The following is a 21,977-nucleotide window of genomic DNA, read 5'->3' as shown; positions in this document are numbered from 1 at the left end:
ATTATGTCTTTGGTTTAATACTGATTTACGCTTCACTACGCTTACACATTCACACGGGCCGCGAGCCAGAACGCACACACAGGTACCGGGCTCGGATCACACGAAACTCAAGTGCGATGAGAGGAGTGTGGCTCTGAATACGACGGGACGATAGACATCAATTGGAGCTAGCATGCCATTTTTGGGCGAATTATCGGCGTTTTTTCGGGATTTTTTGGGGTTTTAGGGATCGCAAGGGTTTGTTAATCTTTGCAAAAATCGACCTGGCGCAACCTCTGGTGCTCGCGGGCAAGTTGCGCTTTAGAGCGCAGAGAGGTCTTGTCAGCCATCACGGGGAGTGCAATGCTCACCCCGAGAGATAGCTCCTAGGAAGTATTATTAGGTATATGCCTAAGGTTCTCTCTGGAGAGAAGCTATTTCTGGTGGCGAGAGCCGGCGCACGGACGGTGTGCGGCCGACGCTGCGGATGGAAATGGATGATATGGATGGCTGAGTAGCCTAGGCTGAAAGCCCATTCAGACGCTTCGGATACGATCTTGTTATACTTTTGGTTAAGAATTAGCCCAAAGATGGTTCTAATTAGAACGATTTAAGGGGCTTTCTGGAGGGCATCTAATCCTTTTGGGTTGTTTCACCCCTCCTACCTTTACGATACATTAGCTAGTGCGAATTTTCCGTCTGTGGAGAGGGTTCGCGCTATCCACTGGTCACGAATCAATTTGCTGAGATGGGCGTAACTCCGAGTCAGGCTGGCGCACCCATAAGAATAAATGGGAAAACCCGAGGAGGGCGTAATGCATCCTGAAGGCCATAACGTGGGCGATTTTGAAGATAACAACAAGGCTTTGTCGCAAAAGAAAAAGATTGTCATGCTTGCCAAGATCGACCTGTTTGCCGAGTGCTTGATGCAGGCGGTCGGCTCCCGGTTTTCTGGACATGACGTCGTTAGTCTTTCCGACCCCGACAATTTGCTCGACGGCAATCTCGTCGATGTTTCTTTGATCATGCTATACCGCATGTCTGCCAAGACATTTCCGACAATCCTGCGGACCATTCACGAGTTCCATCCCAAGGCCTCGATCGGACTGGTGGTGGACAATGCCGAAGAACTCGATCCGTCGATCGCCGGTTTTGTTGAAGAGCGGTTGATCCATGGTGTCCTTCCTCTCAACCTGCACCTTGATGTCTGCCTTGCGGCGATCGATCTGCTGATGAAGGGGGGCGAGCATTTCCCGGCTGCACTGTTGCGGCGGCTGTCGGTAGACCCCTTTAACTCGGCCAAGCTCTATGGTCGGCAGGCGGAAGCGTCCGATGCTGCTGTCTATGCGAATGCCGGAAAGCGGCGGCGGGAGGCAAGTCTGGGTGGGTTAACAACCCGCGAAGTGCAGATTCTCGATTTGATCTGCATGGGAACCCAGAACAAGATTATCGCCGATCGCCTTGGGTTGTCGGAAAACACCGTGAAGGTTCACGTCCGCAACATCTACAAGAAGATGAATGTGCGAAACCGGACGGAAGCAGCATCGCGCTATTTTACCACCGATGCGGATTCCGAGCACGCGGCGGGACCGTTTTCTTCGCGCTGGAAGAACTGACGCCGTGAGACGTCGGGGATGATGCTTCCGTTGCTCATCGCCAATTGGCGACTTTGAGGGACGGTTTGCGTTGGGCGCGGTTTAACCCAAGTACTCTCACGTCGTCTGTGATGTTTGTTGCGGTGGCCCAGGCGGGCATCGCATGCTTTGTCGTGGCGGCGAGTATCGCGTGTCGCAGACAGAGGTGCGAGGAAGCGTGGCCGTATGGCGTAGATCCGATATGTCGTTGATGCCGGATGGTTGAGTAATTATTCTTCAGTTATGTAGTTATACGAAGATATTTCGATGGATGTAATTATATCTTCTCGCTATCTGTTTATAATTTGTGATGTCTGCTGATTTTTTGTTCAAATTAGGTACATGTTTTGTGATTGTAACTTTATTGTGTATGGCATCATATATTGTTATTTTAGTTCCGTGTTGACTATGTATTAATTATTTGCTAATCATCTAACATAATAAATTACTGAAGAAGGATTCGTGGTCCTTCTGGATATTATTTTTATATTGTCGGGTCGTGTTTTGAATTCTTGATAAAGAATATTTCCTTATTGTAGCTTTCAGTCACGTCTCGTCTCCAATCACCAGGTGCAATGGTGTGTATAATAATTGGAGGTGTGTAATGCGTCAGGTCGGTCGTGGTCAGCTGCCGGTTGTCGGCGGGCAGGATTTTCTGAAGAAGGTAGCAGGCATACCCAAGCGAATACTGGTGACCGGAGGCGGCGGATTTCTCGGGTCTCATCTTTGCGAAAGACTTCTTTGTCTGGGGCACAGCGTTGTCTGCCTCGACAACTTCTCGACCGGTCGGCGAGAAAACCTCTCTCATCTCAGCGAGACAAGCCGCTTCCAGATCGTCGAGCACGACGTCCGCAAACCTTTCCTTTTTGACGTGGACGTCATCTTCAACTTTGCTTCACCGGCATCTCCGCCGGACTATCAGGCCGACCCGGTGGGAACGTTGATGACCAACGTGCTCGGCGCCATGAATGCGCTGGAAAACGCCCGCGCCACCGGGGCCACGGTCGTGCAATCCTCCACATCGGAGGTCTACGGCGATCCGCTGCACAGCCCGCAGCGCGAAAGCTACTTCGGCAACGTCAACCCGATCGGGCCGCGCGCCTGCTATGATGAGGGCAAGCGATCGGCCGAGACATTGTTCTTCGACTATCACCGCACCTACGGAGTAAAGACGAAGGTCGCGCGGATCTTCAACACCTATGGGCCGCGGATGCGCCCCGACGATGGACGCGTCATCTCGAATTTCGTGGTGCAGGCGCTGCTCGGCAAGGACCTCACAATCTATGGCGATGGCCATCAGACGCGGTCGTTCTGCTATGTCGACGATCTCATCGAGGGCTTCATACGGTTATCGATCTCGGATGACGGCTGCATCGGCCCGATCAACCTTGGAAACCCAGGCGAGTTCACGGTTCTCGAACTTGCCGAGATGATCCGCACGATGACCGGCTCACGCTCGCGCATCGTGCACCGTGCGGCAGCCGTCGACGATCCGCGTCAGCGCCGGCCGGATATTTCCCAGGCCATGGCGGAGCTCGGCTGGGAGCCCAAGGTCGCGCTACGCGAAGGGCTTCAACGCGCCATTGCCTATTTCGATCGCCGCCTGGGCGCGTCAGATCTCGCCGTGGCGGGAGAGGCGGTATGATATGTCGCGCGTCGTTCTTGTCACCGGCGGAGCCGGCTTCATAGGCAGCCATACCTGCAAACGCCTCGATGAGGCCGGCTTCCTGCCTGTTGTCTACGACAATCTGTCGACGGGGCACCGGACCAATGTCCGCTGGGGACCATTGGTCGAAGGAGGGCTCGAAGACACGGATCGGATCGTCGAGGCTATACGGACCTTCAAACCCGAATGCCTGATCCACTTCGCGGCCTCCGCCTACGTCGGAGAATCGGTCGAGGATCCCGGAAAGTATTATCGCAACAATGTCGCCGGCAGCGTTTCGCTGCTCGAGGCCTGCCGTCAAGCGGGGCTGGCGCGTGTCGTCTTTTCCAGCACCTGCGCGACCTATGGCGTGCCGCCGCGTTTGCCGATCACCGAGGACACGATCCAGCTTCCGGTCAATCCTTACGGTCGCACGAAGCTGATGATCGAATTGATGCTCGGCGACTATGCCCGGGCCTACGGGTTCCGGTCGGTTGCATTGCGTTATTTCAATGCCGCCGGCGCCGATCCCGATGGGCAGCTGACCGAGCGGCACGATCCCGAGACCCACCTGATCCCGCGGGCATTGATGGCCGCAGCCGGCCGCCTCGATAGGCTCGATGTCTTCGGCGACGACTACGATACGCCCGACGGCACCTGCATCCGCGACTACATTCACGTCATGGACCTGGCCGAGGCGCATGTTGCCGCCGTTGACTACCTGCGCAACGGCGGCGAGCCGCTCAAGGCCAATCTCGGTTCGGGCCACGGCACATCGGTCCGGCAGGTGATCGACGCCATCCATCAGGTGACCCGCAGACGGGTTCCCGTGCAGCTTCTGGCGCGTCGCGCCGGCGACCCGCCGGTGCTGTATGCCGACACCACCTGGGCACGCCGGACGCTCGGCTTCCGGCCGTCGCTGTCCAATATCGAAACCATCATCCGAACGGCTGCCCCCGGTTTCGGGCTGGAGGTACGGTCATGACAGGCAAGATGTCATTCGCCCCATCCGCCAGGTCCGCTGCCTTGACGGCGGCGCCGGCCGGCGATGCTTCGGCGATGCTCGTGGCGCTTTTTTCGACACGCATGCGGATTGCGAACGGCTTCGGCATCGCAGCCTGGATTGTCGCATTCCTGTTCTTCTGGGCGTGGTGGCTTGATCCCGCCCATGTCACCCATTGGCCATCCTACGTCATGATTACGATCGTGGTCGGCTGGATCACACTACTGCCTGCCTATTTCATCTTCATCTTCGCAGGCGCCAAGGTCGCGGGAAAGAACGGCCGGGCCGTCCCGAACGGCCGGATCGCCATGGTCGTGACCAAGGCGCCGTCAGAACCTTTCACTGTTGTCCGCAAGACGCTGCTGGCAATGCTCGATCAGATCGGCTGCGATTACGACGTATGGCTGGCGGACGAGGATCCGTCGCCTGAGACGATCGATTGGTGCGCGCGGCAGGGTGTGCTCGTTTCGACGCGCAAGGGGGTTGCTGACTACCACCGCGCCACCTGGCCGCGGCGCACCCGCTGCAAGGAGGGAAACCTCGCCTATTTCTACGATCATTATGGCTATGAACGCTATGATTTCGTCGCCCAGTTCGATGCCGATCACGTGCCGGAGCCGACCTATCTCGTCGAGGTGCTGCGCCCGTTCAACGACCCGAAGGTCGGCTACGTCTCGGCGCCAAGCATCTGCGATGCCAATGCGGCGCGCAGCTGGTCGGCGCGCGGTCGCCTTCACGCCGAAGCGAGCCTGCACGGCTCGTTGCAGGCGGGCTACAACAACGGCTGGGCGCCGCTTTGCATCGGCTCGCATTATGCCGTTCGCACCAAGGCGCTGAGAGAGGTCGGCGGTCTCGGGCCAGAGCTTGCCGAAGATCATTCGACCACGCTCCTGATGAACGCCGGCGGCTGGAAGGGCGTGCATGCCCTGCATGCGATCGCCCATGGGGATGGGCCCGCGACCTTTGCCGATCTCGTTATCCAGGAATTCCAGTGGTCGCGCAGCCTGGTAACGATCCTGCTCAAATATTCGCCGGTCTATGTGCCCAGGCTGCCGATGCGGCTGAAGTTCCAGTTCGTCTTCTCGCAGCTCTGGTACCCGCTGTTTTCCCTGTTCATGGCGTTGATGTTCGTCATGCCGATCATGGCGCTGGTCATGGGGCGGAGCTTCGTCGCCGCCACCTATCCCGACTTCCTGCTGCACTTCGCGCCGCTGTCGCTGGTTCTGATCGGGCTTGCCTATTTCTGGCGCTCGACCGGCACGTTCCGTCCTTTTGATGCGCGGGTTCTCAGCTGGGAAGGCATGCTGTTTCTCTTTGCCCGCTGGCCTTGGTCGCTGCTCGGCTGCGCCGCGGCTGTGCGCGATCACGTCAGCGGCTCCTTTGTCGATTTCCGCATCACGCCCAAGGGCGCAGGACCGGCAGCCCCCCTGCCGCTGCGCGTCATGATGCCCTACCTCCTGCTATCGCTCGGCTCAGCGCTTGCGCTTTGGCTCGTCTCCGACGCCGGCACGGCGCGCGGCTTCTACATCTTTACCGGCATCAATGCCCTTGTTTACGCCGGGCTGGCTGCCACCATCCACGTCCAGCATGCGCGGGAGAACCGCCTTGCCCTCGTTCCCCGTACGGCCATGACGGCGCTGACCGCTGGCTGTCTCGTGGTCATTTCGGTGCTGTCGGGACAGTCGGCCATCCGCCATGGCGCGGAGGCCACCGAGGCGCTCTCGCAGGGACTCGGTTTCGTCGGGCTCACCGAAGCGAAGTTTTCGGTCGCCGGTGCCGGGCAGGGTGGATCGGACCTCGGGGTCGTTCGTTTTCGCCTGAAATGGAAAGGGTTTTCGTCGTCCGCGACAGACGGGCTGCGGAAAGGCTCCGGCTTGCCGGAGGTGCGTGAGACGAGGGTGACAGGCAAGGTCGGGCGGCTTCAGGCATCGCTGTAGCGCAGCGTGCCGCAGGCCTCTCGCACCGCAAAAGGCCCTCAAGCGAGGAGAAAAAATGATGAAACGGTCCATGAATGTATTGTTTTTGCCGCTTCTGCTGCCTCTCGCAGCCTTTGCGGTCTATACCGGCGCGCAACCCGCCAGGGCGAAGACGGAGATCAAGCCGATCCCCTTGAGCGCCTACGAGGTCTATTCTCTCTACCGGAACAAGACCTGGCAATGGCCGACGGGCGGCGCCCGCTTCACCGCGCATGACAGGAAGCTGGTCGCCTTCGTGAACGACAAGGGCAAACGCTCGTTTGCGGAAGGCAACTGGTACGTCAGTGATCTCGGTATGATGTGCATGCAGGCGAAATGGACGGCGCTCGATGGCTCCGGTCCGGCCCGCACCTGTTTCGGGCACAGCAAGATTGGCGACACGATTTATCAGCGGCGCGTGCCGAATGGCGAGTGGTACGTCTTCAAACATGCCAAGCCCAAGCCCGGCGACGAATACAGGAAACTCGTTGCTTCCGACGCAATCACGGAAAAGGCGTTACGCCTGAAGGACCAATACCTGGTCAAGAAGAGCGGTCGAACCGCCACAGGAGGATGACATGAAACGCAAATTGGCATTCGCCCTATGCACTGCGCTCGCCTTCAATCTGGGGTCCGGCGCGGGCCTGGTATCAGCGTTGGCACAGGAGAAGGCCGATCTTGCCGCCAATGGTAATGCAGGTCAGACACAGACAATGGCCGACAAGCGCCCCGTCATCCACCCCGGCGGAACGCGGCTCGGTGCCTATGATCCGCATGGCGATTTCGGCGACCAGACCGATGTCTCGACAGAGCATCTGTTCCTGCCATGGGAAGACGTGGATCTGGAATCGTTGCGCCTGGCTGACGCCTACGCGCTTCAGCGCAAGCGCAAGCTGCTGGTTACCATCGAGCCGTGGTCATGGTCGCTCGACTGGAAGCTGACGCCTGACCAGTTGCGCGACCGGACACTCAGGGGCGACTACGACGCCAACATGGAAGCGATCGCCAGCATGCTTGCCGAGCTGAAGAGCCCGGTCATCGTGCGCTGGGGGCAGGAGATGGAGGACACATCGGGACGGTTCTCCTGGGCCGGATGGGCGCCGCAGGACTACGTCAAAGCCTACAAGCACGCGATGGATATCGTGCGCAAACGAGTACCCAATGTCCAGCTGATGTGGTCGCCCAAGGGCATGCCGAACCTCGGCGAGTACTATCCGGGCGACGACTATGTCGATCTCGTCGGTCTTTCGGTGTTCGGTCTCGAACAGTTCGACGCGATCGAATACGGCGGGCCTCACACCTTCAAGCAGGCGCTGAAACCCGGCTACGGTCTTGTCGCCAAATACAACAAGCCGATCTGGGTCGCCGAGCTCGGTTGGCAGGGCGGCGCGCCCTACATGCAGTCCTGGATCGACACCGCCACACAGCCCGACCCGGATTTCCCAAACCTGGCCGAGGTCGTCTATTTCAACGATCGGGACGTGCATGAATGGCCGCATGAACTCGGTCGGCCGAACTGGCGCGTGGTCAACGACGCCACGAACTGAGTGCGGCGACAGTGCCGGAACCAAAAAAGCCCCTCGCCAGCGGGCGAGAGGCTTGTAAGACTCGAGAATAGCGCCACCACAAGAGAATGGAGGCGCTGTCCGTGCTACTCGGCCGCCTGCGGCCCGAGTTCGCCACGGCGGATCTGGTCGGCCTCGATCGATTCGAACAGGGCGCGGAAATTGCCCTCGCCGAAACCTTCGTCACCCTTACGCTGGATGAACTCGAAGAAGATCGGTCCGATGACGGTCTTCGAGAAGATCTGCAGCAGGATCTTCGTCATGCCGCCGTTCACCACGCCTTCGCCATCGATCAGGATACCGTGCTTCTTCATCCGGTCGATCGGTTCGTCATGGCCGTGTACACGGTCATGCGACATGTCGTAGTAGGTTTCCGGCGGGCCTGGCATGAACTTCAGGCCATTGTCCGCCAGCTTGTCGGTGGCGTCGTAGATGCCTTCGGTGCCGACGGCGATGTGCTGGATGCCTTCGCCCTTGTATTTGCGCAGATATTCCTCGATCTGGCTGGTATCGTCCTTGGACTCGTTCAGCGGAATGCGAATCTTGCCGCAGGGCGAGGTGATCGCCCGGCTGACGAGGCCGGTGATGCGGCCGTCGATGTCGAAGAAATGGATCTGGGTGAAGTTGAACAGCTCGCGGTAGAAGGCCCACCACTTGTCCATGTTGCCGCGATAGACGTTGTGCGTCAGGTGGTCGAGATAATAGAAGCCGACGCCTTCCGGCTTCGGATTGCGCTCGCCGGTCCATTCGAATTCGGCCTCATAGGCCGAGCCCTTGGCGCCGTAGGTATCGACGAAATAGAGCAGCGACCCGCCGATGCCGACGATCGCAGGAACATCGAGACATTTGTCGGTGCCTTCGTAGGGGATGGCTCCCTTGGAGACCGCGTGGTCGAAGGTGTGCTTGGCGTCGACGACGCGCCAGGCCATCGACGGGGCGCAGGGGCCGTGCTCGTCGACGAAGCGCATGGCATGCGAGCCCGGCTCGGCATTCAGGATGTAATTGATATCGCCCTGTCGCCAGACGGTAATGTTCTTGCTCTTGTGTCTCGCGACAGGGCTGTAGCCCATGCGGGTAAAGAGCTCGGCGAGCTTCTCCGGCTCCGGATGGGCGAATTCGACGAATTCGAAGCCATCCGTACCAGCCGGGTTCTCCGCGGTAATCGTTGCGGGCGGGGCGTCATGCGGGAACGGGCCCATCGGAAGTCTCCTCTTTAAGTTCTCCAGATTTCTCTGGCCTCCAAACTTTGCTGGAGTATGACGCAAATTCGATGCATGATGCTTGTATTCTTGTGCGTTTTGAGCAGGATGCCGCACAAAACGTGCGAAATACTGTATAAGGATGCATGAATGGAGCAGCTTGACGGGTTCGATCTCAAGATCCTCAGCGAACTGCAGCGCGACGGACATCTCACCAACAACGAGCTATCGGAGCGCATCGCCCTTTCGCCCTCGCAATGCTCGCGCCGCCGCACCCGCCTGGAGGCGGAAGGCTTCATCACGGGCTATCAGGCGCAGATCGACCGGCAGAAGCTCGGACTCGATCTGATGGTGGTGATTTCGGTGACGCTCGCCACCCACAACCGCGACAACGCCAAGCGCTTCGGCAAGCTGATCTCGGCTCTGCCCGAGGTTCTGGAGGCTTACGCGCTGACCGGCGAAATGGATTATCACCTGCGGGTGGTGACGCCGGACCTCGCCGGCCTCTCGCGCTTCGTCAACGATGTGCTGCTGCCGCATGACAGCGTGCAGCACGTCAAGACGTCGATCGTGCTCGACACCTTGAAGAGTTTCCAGGGCGTGCCGATCCCGGAACGCATGAAAGGCTGATATCAGCGCCGGCTGGTACAAGGCTCATTTGCGGGAAGGGCGCTTCTCGGCCCTGTCGATCGCCCGTTCGATCGCTTCAAGGCCGGCGCATAGCGCCTTCAAGCCGCCGGCGCCGATCAGTTCGTTGAGGTGCGCCTGGTAGACGCTCGCAAGTCCTGTGAGTTCGCCATAGGCCAGCCGGCCGGCCCTGGTCAGTTCCAGATGTTCCAACCGGCGGTCGTCTTCGTCCTCGCTGCGCTTCAGCCAGCGCCGCTCCTCAAGCGCCGAGACGGCGCGGCTGACCTTGGTCTTGTGCATGGCCGAATGGGTGCCGACTTCCGTCGCCGTCATCGCACGGGCCGAGCTTCCAAGCGCCGCCAGCGTGCGCCACTCGGGGCGCGTCAACTGATAGCGCGCCTTGTATTCGGCTGCGAAGCGCACGGCGACGAACTCGGCGGCGCGGTTCAGTCGGTAGGGCAGGAATGCGTTGAGCTCGAAGCCATCGGCCGCCATCTGTGGCATCCTTGATAGTTACAAAATCGATAGTTACGATTGCAACTAATAGGGCGGCAGCGCGCCACCGTCCATTCGGATTTGGGGCGGCGCCCATATGTATAGAACGTGCCGTGGACTTCCGGGATCAGCCGTGATCCTCGATGGGCAGGCACCAGAGGAGGAGGTTGAGGTCATGTTGGACAAGGCACAGAAGCAGGCGGGCGCCGGGTCGACTGCTGATCAGTCGCTTGATTACATGCCGGGGTTCGGCAACGATTTCGAGACCGAAAGCCTGCCGGGCGCCTTGCCGCAGGGCCAGAACAGTCCGCAGAAATGCGCCTACGGTCTTTATGCCGAACAGCTCTCCGGTTCGCCCTTCACCGCGCCGCGCGGCACCAATGAGCGCTCCTGGCTCTACCGTATTCGCCCGAGCGTGCGTCACACCGGGCGGTTCCAGAAAATCGACTATCCGTACTGGAAGACCGGGCCGCATGTGGCCGATCATTCGCTGGCTCTTGGCCAGTTGCGCTGGGGGCCGCTGCCGGCGCCGTCGGAAAAATTGAACTTCCTCGAAGGCATCCGCACCATGACGACGGCCGGCGACGCGCTGACGCAGGGCGGCATGGCAGCCCACGCCTATGCCTTCAACGCCGATATGGTCGACGACTATTTCTTCAACGCCGACGGCGAGCTTTTGATCGTGCCGGAATGCGGCGCCATCCAGGTGTTCACCGAACTCGGCAAGATGGATGTCGAGCCTTCGGAGATCTGCCTGGTGCCGCGCGGCACCATGTTCAAGGTGACCAGGCTTGGCGACGAAAAGGTCTGGCGCGGTTACATCTGCGAAAACTACGGCGCCAAGTTCACACTGCCGGATCGCGGTCCGATCGGCGCCAACTGCCTTGCCAATCCGCGCGACTTCAAGACGCCGGTAGCTGCATATGAAGAAAAGGAAACGCCCTGCCGCGTGCATGTGAAGTGGTGCGGCGCCTTCCACGTCACCGAGATCGGCCATTCGCCACTCGACGTCATCGCCTGGCATGGCAATTACGCGCCCTATAAATACGATCTCAGGACCTTTTCGCCTGTTGGAGCGATCCTGTTCGATCATCCTGATCCGTCGATCTTCACCGTGCTCACCGCGCCGTCGGGCGAGGAGGGAACGGCGAATGTCGATTTCGTCATCTTCCCGCCGCGCTGGCTGGTGGCCGAACACACCTTCCGGCCGCCCTGGTATCACCGCAACATCATGAGCGAGTTCATGGGCCTGATCTATGGTCGCTATGATGCCAAGGAGGAGGGCTTCGTGCCCGGCGGCATGAGCCTGCACAACATGATGCTGGCCCACGGGCCGGACGCATCAGGTTACGACAAGGCGACAAACAGCGAGTTGAAACCGGTGAAGCTCGATCATACGATGGCCTTCATGTTCGAAACCCGCTTTCCGCAGCAATTGACCCGCTTCGCCGCCGAACTGGAGACGTTGCAGGACAACTACATCGATTGCTGGACCGATCTGAAAAAGCGCTTCAACGGCACGCCGGAAGGCGACTGGTCTTGAGAGCACGCCTGGTTCTGCTCGGCAGCAAGGGTGGCCCGGCAATCCGTCCGGGCGGCCCTTCGCCGACCTCGTCCTTGCTTGAAATCGGCGGCCGCACTGTGGTTGTCGACTGCGGCCTCGGCGTCACCCGCGGCCTCACCGATGCCGGCGTCAGCCTCAAAGCGCTGGATTTGATCTTCATCACCCATCTGCATTCCGATCACGTGCTCGAGCTCGGGCCCTTGATCCACACCGCTTGGACCGCCGGTCTCGCAACGACCGTGCGCGTCTTCGGCCCGCCGGGAACCCGCGACTACTGGCACGGCTTTCTGCAGGCGATGAAATTCGACATCGTTATCCGCGTCATCGACGAGGGCCGGCCCGATCTGCGCCAACTCGTCGACATCGTCGAATTTGCCGAGGGCCCGGTCCTGGCCGAAGGCGACCTGGCGGTGTCGGCGCTGCGCGTCGATCATCCGCCGGTGACCGATTGCTTCGCGCTGCGGTTCGACCATGCGGAGGCGAGCGTGGTATTTTCGGCCGACACGGCCTATTTCCCGCCGCTCGCCGATTTCGCTGATCGTGCCGACATTCTGGTGCATGAGGCAATGCTGACAGAGGGCGTCGATCGGCTGGTGGCGCGCACCGGCAACGGCGCGCGGCTGAAGGAGCACCTGCTGGCAAGCCACAGTTTTGCCGGAGAGGCCGGTGCGATTGCCACGGCGGCCGGCGTCGGGCGGTTGGTGCTGCATCATCTCATCCCGGCCGACGATCCTGAAATCACGCACGCTCATTGGACGGCTGCCACGCGCAAAAGCTGGACCGGTGCCTTGACGATCGCGTCTGACGGCCTTGTTGTGGAACTTGCGGACGAATCGTCTGCGTAGAGGGAGGATTGCATGAAACTGGCGACACTCAAGGATGGCTCGCGTGACGGAAAACTCGCGGTCGTCTCCCGCGATCTCACCCGCTGCTCGGAGGTCGGGCACATTGCCCGCACGATGCAGGCCGCACTCGACGACTGGGCACATACAGGGCCGCGGCTCGAGCGCGTTGCCGAAGGCATCGAAACCGGTGCGCAGCCAACGGTCCGCTTCCACGAGCACGATGCGCTTTCGCCGTTGCCGCGCGCCTATCAGTGGGCGGACGGTTCAGCCTACGTCAATCACGTCGAGCTGGTGCGAAAAGCCCGCAACGCCGAGATGCCGGCGAGCTTCTGGACCGATCCGCTGATCTACCAGGGCGGCTCGGACAGCTTCATTGCGCCGCGCGATCCGATCCTGATGACGGATGAAAGCTGGGGCGTCGACATGGAAGGCGAGATCGCCGTCGTCGTCGACGACGTGGCGATGGGTGCCTCGATCGAAGAGGCGCGCGCCGCCATTCGGCTGGTGATGCTGGTCAACGACGTGTCGCTGCGCGGTCTTATCCCGGCCGAACTCGCCAAGGGTTTCGGTTTCTATCAGTCGAAGCCGTCGTCTGCCTTCTCGCCGGTCGCCGTCACGCCGGATGAATTGGGCGACGCCTGGGATGGCGGCAAGCTGCATCTGCCGCTTCATGTCGACCTCAACGGCAAGCCTTTCGGCCGCGCGGACGCCGGCGTCGACATGACCTTCGATTTCGGCCAACTGATTGCGCACGCGGCCAAGACGCGGCCGCTTGCATCGGGCACGATCATCGGTTCGGGCACCGTCTCCAACAAGCTCGACCGTGGTCCCGGAAAACCGGTCTCCGAAGGTGGCGCCGGCTACTCCTGCATTGCCGAGCTGCGCATGATCGAGACCATCGTTGGCGGCGCGCCCAAGACGCACTTCCTGCGCTTCGGCGACATCGTGCGCATCGAGATGAAGGACAAGGCGGGCCATTCGATCTTCGGTGCGATCGAGCAGTCGGTCGGGCCTTACGAAAAGGCCTGATTGTGGGCAGCGCACGCGACGAGGATAGCAGCATGGCCGAGACCGATCTCTATGACTATTGGCGGTCCTCGGCGAGCTACCGTGTCCGCATCGCGCTGAACAGTCTCGGCGAGACCTATCGATCGGTGCCGGTGGACCTGCTTGCCAGGGGCCATCGGCAAGCGGAACATCTCGACCGCAATCCGCAGGGGCTCTTGCCCGTGCTCGACATCGATGGCGAGCGGTTCACGCAATCGCTCGCCATCATCGAGTATCTGGCGGAAACGCGGGAAGCGGCCGGCTTCCTGCCTGATGATGCGGTGGGGCGGCAGCGCGTGCGCGCGCTGTCCTACGCGATCGCGATGGACATCCATCCCGTCTGCAATCTCGGCGTCGTATCCTTCGTCATGGCCAATGCTGCAGACGGCGAGGCCGCGCGCCGCGACTGGATGCGCAAGTTCATCGGCGAGGGCTTGGCGGCGTTCGAGCGCCTGCTCGACCACCCGTCAACCGGGAGCTTCTGCCACGGCGACAGCCCCGGCATGGCCGATTTCTGCCTGGTGCCGCAGGTCTACAATGCCCGTCGCTGGGACGTCGATCTTTCCGCCTGCCCGAAACTTGTCGCCATCGACCAGCGCTGCGCCGAGATCGACGCGTTTGCCCGCGCCCATCCCGATCGCACCCCGCGCTAGCCAATCCAGGCGCCATTCACAAAGCCGCACCGGTGCCGGCTGGCCGGTTCCGTCCAGCCGATGTCGCGAATGGATCGACAGCCGGGCGAAGGCCGCGCTAGTTTTCGCGGTGACTGGCCGTATAAGGGGGGCCGGAAAAACCTCTGGAGCGAGAGACAGATACCGATGAAAAGCTATGTGCTGACCGTCACCTGCAAGTCCACCCGCGGCATCGTTGCCGCCATTACCGGTTATCTCGCGGAAAAAGGCTGTTATATCACCGACAGTTCGCAGTTCGACGACCTGCAGACGGGCCTGTTCTTCATGCGCCTGACCTTCATCAGCCAGGACGGCGTCAAGCTCGACGAGCTGAAGGAAGGCTTTGCGCCTGTTGTCAAGCGGTTCGACATGACCTGCGAGATCCGCGACAGCGAAGAGCGCATGAAAGTGCTGCTGATGGTGTCGCGTTTCGGCCATTGCCTCAACGACCTGCTCTACCGCTGGAAGATCGGCGCCTTGCCGATCGATATCGTCGGCGTCATCTCCAACCACTTCGATTACCAGAAGGTGGTCGTCAACCACGACATCCCCTTCCACCACATCAAGGTGACCAAGGAGAACAAGCCGCAGGCCGAAGCACGCATGCTGGAGATCGTCGAGCAGACGGACGCCGATCTGGTCGTGCTCGCCCGCTACATGCAGGTTCTGTCCGACCAACTCTGCAAGAAGATGTCCGGCCGGATCATCAATATCCACCATTCCTTCCTGCCGTCGTTCAAGGGCGCGAACCCCTACAAGCAGGCCTATGAGCGCGGCGTGAAGCTGATCGGTGCGACGGCGCACTATGTCACCGCGGATCTCGACGAGGGTCCGATCATCGAGCAGGACATCGCCCGCATCACCCATGCCCAGAGCGCCGAGGACTATGTCTCGATCGGCCGCGACGTCGAAAGTCAGGTGCTGGCGCGCGCCGTACACGCCCATATCCATCATCGCTGCTTCATCAACGGCAACCGCGTCGTCGTCTTCCCGGCGAGCCCCGGCAGCTATGCTTCCGAGCGCATGGGCTGATTGCCGGCCGGCAGCCCGACCTGCCATCGCCGGGCGTTGTCCCGGCGGTGGAACACGTGAAAATCCGATCCGGTCGCTGGCGCCAACAAGTCGCGTTGCACTGCACAATCGCTGCGCTATAGTCGCTTCCAACCGCGAGAGAGGCGGTGCAGGAGGAAGACATGGACAAGCTTGACCCGGTCGTCATCGTTTCGGCGGCACGCACACCGATGGGCGCCTTTCAGGGCGGCCTCAAGGATTTGACGGCGCCGGAGATCGGCGCCATCGCGCTGAAGGCGGCGCTTGCGCGCGCCGGCCTCGATGCCGTCGACGAAGTGCTGATGGGCAATGTACTGCCCGCGGGCGTCGGCCAGAACCCGGCGCGCCAGGCGGCACTCGGCGCCGGCCTCGGCATGGAAACGCCGTCGACCACGATTTCGAAAGTTTGCGGTTCGGGCATGAAGGCGCTGATGCTCGGCCATGACACGCTGCTTTCCGGCGGCGCCACGGCGCTTGCGGTCGGCGGCATGGAGTCGATGACCAATGCGCCCTATCTACTGCCCAAGGCACGCGGCGGTTTTCGCCTCGGCCACGGCGAAGTCAAGGATCACATGTTCCTCGACGGTCTCGAGGATGCCTATTCCGGTCGGCTGATGGGCACCTATGCCGAAGATACGGCCGAGCACTACCAGTTCTCCCGCGAGGATCAGGATGCCTTTGCCCTGCGTTCGCTGGAACGCGCCGTGAAGGCATTGGAGGATGGTTCGTTTGCCGAGGAGACGGTTGCGATCAACGGCGCCGGCAAGCGACAGACCGTAACGCTTGACCACGATGAGCAGCCCGGAAAGGCGGACCCGGCAAAAATCCCGAAGCTGAAGCCGGCGTTCCGTGAAAACGGCAGCGTGACGGCCGCCAACTCCTCCTCGATCTCAGACGGTGCGGCAGCGCTCATCCTGATGCGCGCAAGCGAGGCGGAGAAGCGTGGGCTGACGCCGCTTGCGATCGTTGCCGGCCATGCCGGTCATGCGCAGGAGCCAGCCTGGTTCACCACCGCGCCGATCGGAGCCATTGAGAAGCTGCTGTCAAAGCTCGATTGGGAAAAGAACAGCGTCGGGCTCTATGAAATCAACGAAGCCTTCGCCGTGGTTGCCATGGCTGCGGTCCGCGACCTCGGCCTTTCCGACGACATCGTCAACATCCACGGCGGCGCCTGCGCGCTCGGCCACCCGATCGGCGCTTCCGGCGCCCGGATCATCGTGACGCTTCTGCACGCGATGCGCGCCAAGGGCGTCAGGCGCGGCATCGCCTCCCTCTGCATCGGCGGCGGCGAGGCGACGGCGGTGGGGCTGGAGTTGTTGCAGTAAGGGGGGGCATTGTCGCCGCCCTCATTCCTGTGCTTGTCACAGGAATCCAGCAGCGCCGCGTCTGCGGCGCTGAAGGGCTTCTTTCCTCCGAAGAGCTGAATGCGCGATGACGATTCATTCACGGCGCCGACGCGCCGTAGCTGGATTCCTGTGACAAGCACAGGGATGAGGTGAGAGGAGATCGTCTCTCGCCGTTCAGATATGCAGCGCGTGGCCCAAAGCCTTGAGGGCCGCCTCCTGGAACGCTTCCGATTGCGTTGGGTGAGCATGGATCGTGCCGGCGATGTCTTCTAGGCGCGCGCCCATCTCAATCGCAAGTCCGAAGCTTGCCGAAAGCTCGGACACGCCGTGGCCAACGGCCTGGATGCCGAGGACCAGATGGTTGTCGGCGCGCGCGACGACGCGCACGAAACCGTCCTCCGACAGCGTCGTCATGGCGCGGCCGTTCGCCTGGAAGGGAAACTGGCCGATCTTGATCTCGATGCCGCTGGCACGGGCTTCTTCCGGCGATAGTCCTGATGTCACGATCTCCGGGTCGGTGAAGCAGACGGCGGGAATGCAGCGCTTGTCCCAGGCGCGTTTGTTGCCGGCGACGATCTCCGCGACCATTTCCCCTTGCGCCATGGCGCGGTGGGCCAGCATCGGCTCGCCGGTGACGTCGCCGATCGCATAGATGCCGCGCATCGACGTGCGGCACTGGTCGTCGATGCGGATGAATTTTCCGGCGCGGTCGAGATCGATTTCTTCAAGCCCAAAACCTTCGGTCACGGGTTTGCGGCCGACCGTCACCAGAACCTTTTCCGCCGGTACCTCGATCGGCCGACCATTGTGCTCGGCAAGCAGGCTCTTGCCGTCGGCGGAGAGCCCCTTGGCAACTGTCTGGGTGAACACTTCGATGCCGAGTTCGCCGAGCCGCTTGGCAATCGGCTTCGACAGATCGGCGTCATATTGCGGCAGGATGCGCGTCTGCGCCTCGAGCACGGTGACGTGAGCGCCGAGCTTGGCAAAGGCGGTGCCGAGTTCCAGTCCGATGTAACCGCCACCGATGACGGCAACGCTGGCCGGCACGCTTTTCAACGACAGCGCCTCGGTCGACGAAATGATCGAGCCGCCGAACGGCATGTCGGGAAGCTCGATCGGCGCCGAGCCGGTGGCAATCACGATCGCGTCGGCGCGAATGCGCTGCAGGCCGATCTCGGTCTCGACATCGACCGTCTTGCCGTCGACGAAACGGGCGACGCCGATGACGGCCTTAACGCCTGCCTTCTTCAGAAGGCCGGTGACACCGCCGTTCAGCCGGCCGACGATGCCGTCCTTCCAGGCAACGGTGCGGGCGAGATCGATCGTCGGGTTGGCGAGCGACAGGCCGAGCGGACTGCGGCCGGAGGCAGCCGAGCGCAACTTATGGAATTCGTCGGCGGCGTGGATGAGCGCCTTGGACGGGATGCAGCCGACATTGAGGCAGGTACCGCCGGCCTTCGCCTTCTCGACGATGACGGTGTCGACGCCGAGCTGGCCAGCGCGGATGGCGCAGATGTAGCCGCCGGGGCCGGCACCGATGACGAGCAGCTTGCAGGAAATTTCCTTCATGATCGCCTCATGCCTCCACGAAAATCAGCGCTGGCGTTTCGAGCAGAGCCTTCAGCCGCTGCACGAAGGTGGCCGCATCCCAGCCATCGATGACGCGATGGTCGAAGCTCGACGACAGGTTCATGATCTTGCGCGGTACGAATTGCGCACCGTCCCAGACCGGGCGAACCGCCAGCTTGTTGACGCCAACGATCGCGACCTCGGGGTGGTTGATAACAGGGGTCGTGACGATGCCGCCGAGTGCGCCGAGCGAGGAGATGGTGATGGTCGAGCCGGTGAGCTCGTCGCGGGTCGCGGTGCCAGTACGGGCCGCTTCCGCCAGCCGGTTGAGCTCGACGGCGCAATCCCAGATGCCGCGCGCTTCGGCGTGGCGCACGACCGGCACGGTCAGGCCCGCCGGCGTCTGCGTGGCGATGCCGATATGTACCGCGTGGTGACGGTTGATGATGCCGGCGCCATCGTCGAAGGTGGAGTTCACACCCGGCAGATCGGCGATCGCCCGCACAAGCGCGCGCATCAGATAGGGCAGGATCGTCAGCTTCGGCTGATCCGGCTTGCGATCGCGGTTCATCATGGTGCGCAGGTCTTCGAGTGCTGTCATGTCGACCTCCTCCACATAGGTGATGTGGGGGATGCGCGAGGTCGACAGCGTCATCTTCTCGGCGATGCGGCGGCGTAGACCGGTCACCTTGATCTCGTCGATGGCGGTCTTGCGCACGAGCCCGGCAGGGACTGCCACCGGCTGCGCGCCACGGGCAAGAAACTGGTCGAGATCATCATGGGTGATGCGCCCGGCAGGCCCGGTGCCGGTCACCTGGCGCAGGTCGACTCCGCTTTCGCGGGCGCGCAGGCGCACGGCGGGGGAGGCCAGTGCCTTCTCCAGGCGCTCGGATGAAACATGCACGCCGTTCTTGGCCGGGGCCGCCGTCTTCGCCTCGACCTTTGCCGGTTGGCTCGGTGTTGCGGCCGGGGCTTCGGTCTTCGGCACCGGTTTTTCCTCCGCCTTGGCCGCTGGCTTTTCTTCGGCCGCAAGAGCCTCCGTGCCTTCGCCGGCGATTTCGATGCGAACGAGAGGGGCCTTGACCGCCACCGTGTCGCCGATCTCGGCACCGAGCCAGAGCACCGTGCCGTTGACCGGTGAGGGGATCTCGACCGTCGCCTTGTCGGTCATGACGGCGGCGAGGATCATGTCCTCGCGCACGGGATCACCGGGTTTCACATGCCATTCGACCAGTTCGGCCTCGGCCACGCCTTCGCCGACATCCGGCATCTTGATTACGAATTCGCCCATGCTCAGGCCTCCATCACTTCGACGAGCGCGCGTCCGACGCGCGCCGGGCCGGGGAAATAGTCCCACTCCTGGGCATGCGGGTAGGGTGTGTCCCAGCCGGCGACGCGCACGACGGGGGCTTCCAGATGGTAGAAGCAATACTCCTGGACGAGGGAGGCGATTTCGCCGCCGAAGCCCGATGTCAGCGTCGCCTCATGCACGACGACGCAGCGGCCGGTCTTTTCGACCGACTGGACGATGGCGTCGAGATCGAGCGGCAGCAGGCTGCGCAGGTCGATCACCTCGGCGTCGATGCCGGTTTCTTCCACTGCTGCCAGCGCCACATGCACCATGGTGCCATAGGCGACGACGGTGACGGCCGAGCCCTTGCGACGCACTTCCGCCTTGCCGATCGGGATCGTGTAATGCCCCTCCGGCACCTCGCCGAGATCGTGTTTCGACCAGGGGATGACGGGCCGGTCGTGATGGCCGTCGAAGGGACCGTTATAGAGCCGCTTCGGCTCCAGGAACATCACCGGATCGGGGTCTTCGATCGAGGCGATCAGCAGGCCCTTGGCGTCATAGGGATTGGACGGCACCACGACCTTGAGGCCGCAGACATGGGTGAACAGCGCTTCCGGGCTCTGGCTGTGCGTCTGGCCGCCGAAGATGCCGCCGCCGGTCGGCATGCGCAGCACGATCGGGCAGGTGAAGTCGCCGTTGGAGCGATAGCGGATGCGGGCTGCTTCCTGGGTGATCTGGTCGTAGGCGGGGTACATGTAGTCGGCAAACTGGATCTCGACGCAGGGTTTCAGCCCGTAGGCCGCCATGCCGATTGCCGTGCCGACGATGCCGCTTTCGCTGATCGGCGCGTCGAAGCAGCGGGTCTTGCCATATTTCGCCTGAAGCCCTTGCGTGCAGCGGAAGACGCCGCCGAAGTAACCGACGTCCTCGCCGAAGACGACGACATTGTCATCGCGCCCCATGGAGACGTCCATGGCGCTGCGCACGGCCTCGATCATTGTCATTCTGGCCATATCAGTATCCTGCCTTCTGGCGCTGGCGGCGAATATGTGGCGGCATCTCGGCGTAGACGCCTTCGAAGATGTCGCGCACCGATGGCTTGCCGCCGGCATGCAAGGTGCCGTGGCCTTCTGCCTGCTTTTGCGCCTGGATCACCGCGTCGACGATCTCGGCTTCCGCCTGGGTGTGGCGCTCTTCCGACCAGGCGCCACGCAGGATCAGGTGCTTTTTCAGCCGGAGGACCGGGTCGCCGAGTGGCCAGGCTTCCGATTCCGTCTTCGGCCGGTAGGCGCTCGGATCGTCGGAGGTGGAATGTGCTCCGACCCGGTAGGTGACATATTCGATCACCGTCGGGCCGAGGTTGCGCCGGGCGCGCTCCGCCGCCCATTTGGCGACCGCATAGACGGCGAGATAGTCGTTGCCGTCGACGCGCAGTGCCGGGATGCCGAAGCCGAGGCCGCGGGCGGCAAAGGTGCCGGAGCCGCCGCGGGCGATGCCCTGGAAGGTCGAGATCGCCCACTGATTGTTGACGATGTTGAGGATAACAGGCGCCTTGTAGGTGGAGGCGAAGACGAGCGCTGAGTGGAAGTCGGATTCCGCCGTCGAGCCGTCGCCGATCCAAGCGGCCGCGATCTTGGTGTCGTTCTTGATCGCCGAGGCCATGGCCCAGCCGACAGCCTGGACATATTGCGTGGCGAGGTTGCCGGAGATGGTGAAGAAGCCATGTTCCTTGGAGGAATACATGATCGGCAACTGGCGGCCGCGCAACGGATCGCTCTCGTTCGAGAAGATCTGGTTCATCATCTCGACCATCGGGTATTCGTCGGCGATCAATAGGCCCGCCTGGCGATAGGTCGGGAAGTTCATGTCGCCCTTGTTCAGCGCCTTGCGGAAGGCGCAGCTGACCGCCTCTTCGCCCAGATGCTGCATGTAGAACGAGGTCTTGCCCTGCCGCTGCGCCATGACCATGCGCGCATCGAAGGCGCGCAGCGTCATCATGTGCTTGAGGCCGGCCAAGAGTTCGTCGTCCGACAACAGCCCGGCCCAGGGGCCGACCGCCTCACCGTCGCGGTTGAGTACGCGGATGATCGAATAGGCGAGGTCGCGGATCTCTTCCGGGGCGACATCGATTTCCGGCCTCGGAACGGAGCCCGCCTTCGGAATCTTGACGTTGGAAAAGTCCGGCTCGCCACCCGGCCGGACGGCCGGTTCGGGGACATGCAGGCTAAGTCGATCGGGATCGCTCATGCGGTTTCCGGCCTCCCTCCGGAGTGCGCGACGCGCACCAGTCAGCATCGGGGAAAACGGGATGTCGCCGCATGGCAAAAGTGGGCGGGACCACCTGCGGGCTCCTCCGCCCCAGATCGTCACGCCTTCCTCCTCAGCCCGTTCTCCCGACGGGAATGCACACAGACTGCCATGAGTTCAGGGGCTTATGAAGGCCTTTCGGCCGCCCGGGCTGCTTGCAGCAGAAGAAAGACAGATTCCTG

At 61.8% G+C, this 21,977-nt stretch carries 19 protein-coding genes; 13 read left to right on the top strand and 6 right to left on the bottom strand.

Annotated features, from left to right (window positions below; genetic code table 11):
* The first annotated feature begins 794 nt into the window (after nt 1-794).
* From ASD02_RS18535 to ASD02_RS18510, 6 genes are all read left to right on the top strand, one after another.
* Nucleotides 795-1,595: a response regulator transcription factor gene (locus tag ASD02_RS18535; RefSeq protein WP_025424962.1), complete on the top strand. Its 801-nt coding sequence runs from the start codon at nt 795-797 to the stop codon at nt 1,593-1,595.
* 622 nt (nt 1,596-2,217) lie between these two features.
* Nucleotides 2,218-3,258, top strand: coding sequence for a UDP-glucuronic acid decarboxylase family protein (locus ASD02_RS18530; RefSeq protein WP_025424961.1), 1,041 nt, complete (start codon nt 2,218-2,220; stop codon nt 3,256-3,258).
* Nucleotide 3,259: 1 nt separating this feature from the next.
* Nucleotides 3,260-4,243, top strand: coding sequence for a UDP-glucose 4-epimerase GalE (gene galE / locus ASD02_RS18525; protein ID WP_025424960.1), 984 nt, complete (start codon nt 3,260-3,262; stop codon nt 4,241-4,243).
* 74 nt (nt 4,244-4,317) lie between these two features.
* On the top strand, nt 4,318-6,198 hold the full coding sequence (locus ASD02_RS18520) for a glycosyltransferase family 2 protein (RefSeq protein WP_156408416.1): 1,881 nt from the start codon (nt 4,318-4,320) through the stop codon (nt 6,196-6,198).
* Between the two features lie 55 nt (nt 6,199-6,253).
* The gene (locus tag ASD02_RS18515; protein WP_057221594.1) at nt 6,254-6,793 is read left to right on the top strand and encodes a DUF995 domain-containing protein; all 540 of its coding nucleotides are present in this window, start codon (nt 6,254-6,256) and stop codon (nt 6,791-6,793) included.
* A gap of 1 nt (nt 6,794) precedes the next feature.
* Complete coding sequence (locus ASD02_RS18510; protein ID WP_025424957.1) at nt 6,795-7,763, top strand: glycosyl hydrolase; 969 nt, start codon at nt 6,795-6,797, stop codon at nt 7,761-7,763.
* Nucleotides 7,764-7,867: 104 nt separating this feature from the next.
* Here ASD02_RS18510 and hppD read toward each other — a convergent pair whose 3' ends face one another.
* A complete protein-coding gene (gene hppD, locus ASD02_RS18505; protein ID WP_025424956.1) occupies nt 7,868-8,980 on the bottom strand; it encodes a 4-hydroxyphenylpyruvate dioxygenase in 1,113 nt (370 codons plus the stop codon).
* Between the two features lie 150 nt (nt 8,981-9,130).
* Here hppD and ASD02_RS18500 point away from each other — a divergent pair, with 150 nt between their 5' ends.
* A complete protein-coding gene (locus ASD02_RS18500; RefSeq protein ID WP_025424955.1) occupies nt 9,131-9,610 on the top strand; it encodes an Lrp/AsnC family transcriptional regulator in 480 nt (159 codons plus the stop codon).
* A 24-nt stretch (nt 9,611-9,634) separates the two neighbouring features.
* Here ASD02_RS18500 and ASD02_RS18495 read toward each other — a convergent pair whose 3' ends face one another.
* Complete coding sequence (locus ASD02_RS18495; RefSeq protein ID WP_025424954.1) at nt 9,635-10,102, bottom strand: MarR family transcriptional regulator; 468 nt, start codon at nt 10,100-10,102, stop codon at nt 9,635-9,637.
* Between the two features lie 175 nt (nt 10,103-10,277).
* On the opposite strand from ASD02_RS18495, the gene hmgA reads away from it, so the two are divergent.
* The 6 genes from hmgA to ASD02_RS18465 all read left to right on the top strand — a co-directional run bounded on the left by hmgA (nt 10,278) and on the right by ASD02_RS18465 (nt 16,604).
* Complete coding sequence (gene hmgA, locus ASD02_RS18490) at nt 10,278-11,645, top strand: homogentisate 1,2-dioxygenase (protein ID WP_025424953.1); 1,368 nt, start codon at nt 10,278-10,280, stop codon at nt 11,643-11,645.
* Nucleotides 11,642-12,511: an MBL fold metallo-hydrolase gene (locus ASD02_RS18485; protein WP_025424952.1), complete on the top strand. Its 870-nt coding sequence runs from the start codon at nt 11,642-11,644 to the stop codon at nt 12,509-12,511. The genes hmgA and ASD02_RS18485 overlap by 4 nt, the downstream gene beginning before the upstream one ends.
* A 12-nt stretch (nt 12,512-12,523) precedes the next feature.
* Nucleotides 12,524-13,540 (top strand): fumarylacetoacetate hydrolase family protein, encoded by a 1,017-nt coding sequence (locus ASD02_RS18480; RefSeq protein ID WP_057221593.1) that lies wholly within the window; start codon nt 12,524-12,526, stop codon nt 13,538-13,540.
* 32 nt (nt 13,541-13,572) lie between these two features.
* A complete protein-coding gene (maiA, locus tag ASD02_RS18475) occupies nt 13,573-14,211 on the top strand; it encodes a maleylacetoacetate isomerase (protein ID WP_025424950.1) in 639 nt (212 codons plus the stop codon).
* Between the two features lie 165 nt (nt 14,212-14,376).
* A complete protein-coding gene (gene purU / locus ASD02_RS18470; RefSeq protein ID WP_025424949.1) occupies nt 14,377-15,261 on the top strand; it encodes a formyltetrahydrofolate deformylase in 885 nt (294 codons plus the stop codon).
* Nucleotides 15,262-15,422: 161 nt separating this feature from the next.
* Nucleotides 15,423-16,604 carry an acetyl-CoA C-acyltransferase gene (locus tag ASD02_RS18465; RefSeq protein WP_025424948.1) on the top strand — a complete coding sequence of 394 codons (1,182 nt, stop codon included), beginning with the start codon at nt 15,423-15,425 and terminating at the stop codon, nt 16,602-16,604.
* Between the two features lie 195 nt (nt 16,605-16,799).
* Here ASD02_RS18465 and lpdA read toward each other — a convergent pair whose 3' ends face one another.
* The 4 genes from lpdA to ASD02_RS18445 are packed head-to-tail and all read right to left on the bottom strand — an operon-like array spanning nt 16,800 to nt 21,735.
* Complete coding sequence (gene lpdA, locus ASD02_RS18460) at nt 16,800-18,194, bottom strand: dihydrolipoyl dehydrogenase (protein ID WP_025424947.1); 1,395 nt, start codon at nt 18,192-18,194, stop codon at nt 16,800-16,802.
* A gap of 7 nt (nt 18,195-18,201) precedes the next feature.
* The gene (locus ASD02_RS18455) at nt 18,202-19,485 is read right to left on the bottom strand and encodes a dihydrolipoamide acetyltransferase family protein (RefSeq protein ID WP_025424946.1); all 1,284 of its coding nucleotides are present in this window, start codon (nt 19,483-19,485) and stop codon (nt 18,202-18,204) included.
* Nucleotides 19,486-19,487: 2 nt separating this feature from the next.
* The gene (locus ASD02_RS18450; RefSeq protein WP_025424945.1) at nt 19,488-20,501 is read right to left on the bottom strand and encodes an alpha-ketoacid dehydrogenase subunit beta; all 1,014 of its coding nucleotides are present in this window, start codon (nt 20,499-20,501) and stop codon (nt 19,488-19,490) included.
* Nucleotide 20,502: 1 nt separating this feature from the next.
* Nucleotides 20,503-21,735 carry a 3-methyl-2-oxobutanoate dehydrogenase (2-methylpropanoyl-transferring) subunit alpha gene (locus tag ASD02_RS18445; RefSeq protein WP_025424944.1) on the bottom strand — a complete coding sequence of 411 codons (1,233 nt, stop codon included), beginning with the start codon at nt 21,733-21,735 and terminating at the stop codon, nt 20,503-20,505.
* Between the last annotated feature and the right edge of the window lie 242 nt (nt 21,736-21,977).

This window comes from Ensifer sp. Root1252, from assembly GCF_001425885.1.
Taxonomy (GTDB): domain Bacteria; phylum Pseudomonadota; class Alphaproteobacteria; order Rhizobiales; family Rhizobiaceae; genus Ensifer; species Ensifer canadensis.
Note: the sequence above shows the minus strand (reverse complement) of the source record. Positions and strands in the feature narration are given on the sequence as shown.

Bases quoted from the DNA above. Each gene is read 5' to 3' on its own strand.
- ASD02_RS18500 (WP_025424955.1), top strand. From the start codon at position 9,131: ATGGAGCAGCTTGACGGGTTCGATCTCAAGATCCTCAGCGAACTGCAG.
- ASD02_RS18455 (WP_025424946.1), bottom strand. From the start codon at position 19,485: ATGGGCGAATTCGTAATCAAGATGCCGGATGTCGGCGAAGGCGTGGCC.
- ASD02_RS18445 (WP_025424944.1), bottom strand. From the start codon at position 21,735: ATGAGCGATCCCGATCGACTTAGCCTGCATGTCCCCGAACCGGCCGTC.
- ASD02_RS18530 (WP_025424961.1), top strand. From the start codon at position 2,218: ATGCGTCAGGTCGGTCGTGGTCAGCTGCCGGTTGTCGGCGGGCAGGAT.
- ASD02_RS18495 (WP_025424954.1), bottom strand. From the start codon at position 10,102: ATGGCGGCCGATGGCTTCGAGCTCAACGCATTCCTGCCCTACCGACTG.
- maiA (WP_025424950.1), top strand. From the start codon at position 13,573: ATGGCCGAGACCGATCTCTATGACTATTGGCGGTCCTCGGCGAGCTAC.
- ASD02_RS18480 (WP_057221593.1), top strand. From the start codon at position 12,524: ATGAAACTGGCGACACTCAAGGATGGCTCGCGTGACGGAAAACTCGCG.
- hmgA (WP_025424953.1), top strand. From the start codon at position 10,278: ATGTTGGACAAGGCACAGAAGCAGGCGGGCGCCGGGTCGACTGCTGAT.
- ASD02_RS18515 (WP_057221594.1), top strand. From the start codon at position 6,254: ATGATGAAACGGTCCATGAATGTATTGTTTTTGCCGCTTCTGCTGCCT.
- ASD02_RS18450 (WP_025424945.1), bottom strand. From the start codon at position 20,501: ATGGCCAGAATGACAATGATCGAGGCCGTGCGCAGCGCCATGGACGTC.
- purU (WP_025424949.1), top strand. From the start codon at position 14,377: ATGAAAAGCTATGTGCTGACCGTCACCTGCAAGTCCACCCGCGGCATC.
- hppD (WP_025424956.1), bottom strand. From the start codon at position 8,980: ATGGGCCCGTTCCCGCATGACGCCCCGCCCGCAACGATTACCGCGGAG.
- ASD02_RS18520 (WP_156408416.1), top strand. From the start codon at position 4,318: ATGCTCGTGGCGCTTTTTTCGACACGCATGCGGATTGCGAACGGCTTC.
- lpdA (WP_025424947.1), bottom strand. From the start codon at position 18,194: ATGAAGGAAATTTCCTGCAAGCTGCTCGTCATCGGTGCCGGCCCCGGC.
- ASD02_RS18465 (WP_025424948.1), top strand. From the start codon at position 15,423: ATGGACAAGCTTGACCCGGTCGTCATCGTTTCGGCGGCACGCACACCG.
- ASD02_RS18535 (WP_025424962.1), top strand. From the start codon at position 795: ATGCATCCTGAAGGCCATAACGTGGGCGATTTTGAAGATAACAACAAG.
- ASD02_RS18510 (WP_025424957.1), top strand. From the start codon at position 6,795: ATGAAACGCAAATTGGCATTCGCCCTATGCACTGCGCTCGCCTTCAAT.
- galE (WP_025424960.1), top strand. From the start codon at position 3,260: ATGTCGCGCGTCGTTCTTGTCACCGGCGGAGCCGGCTTCATAGGCAGC.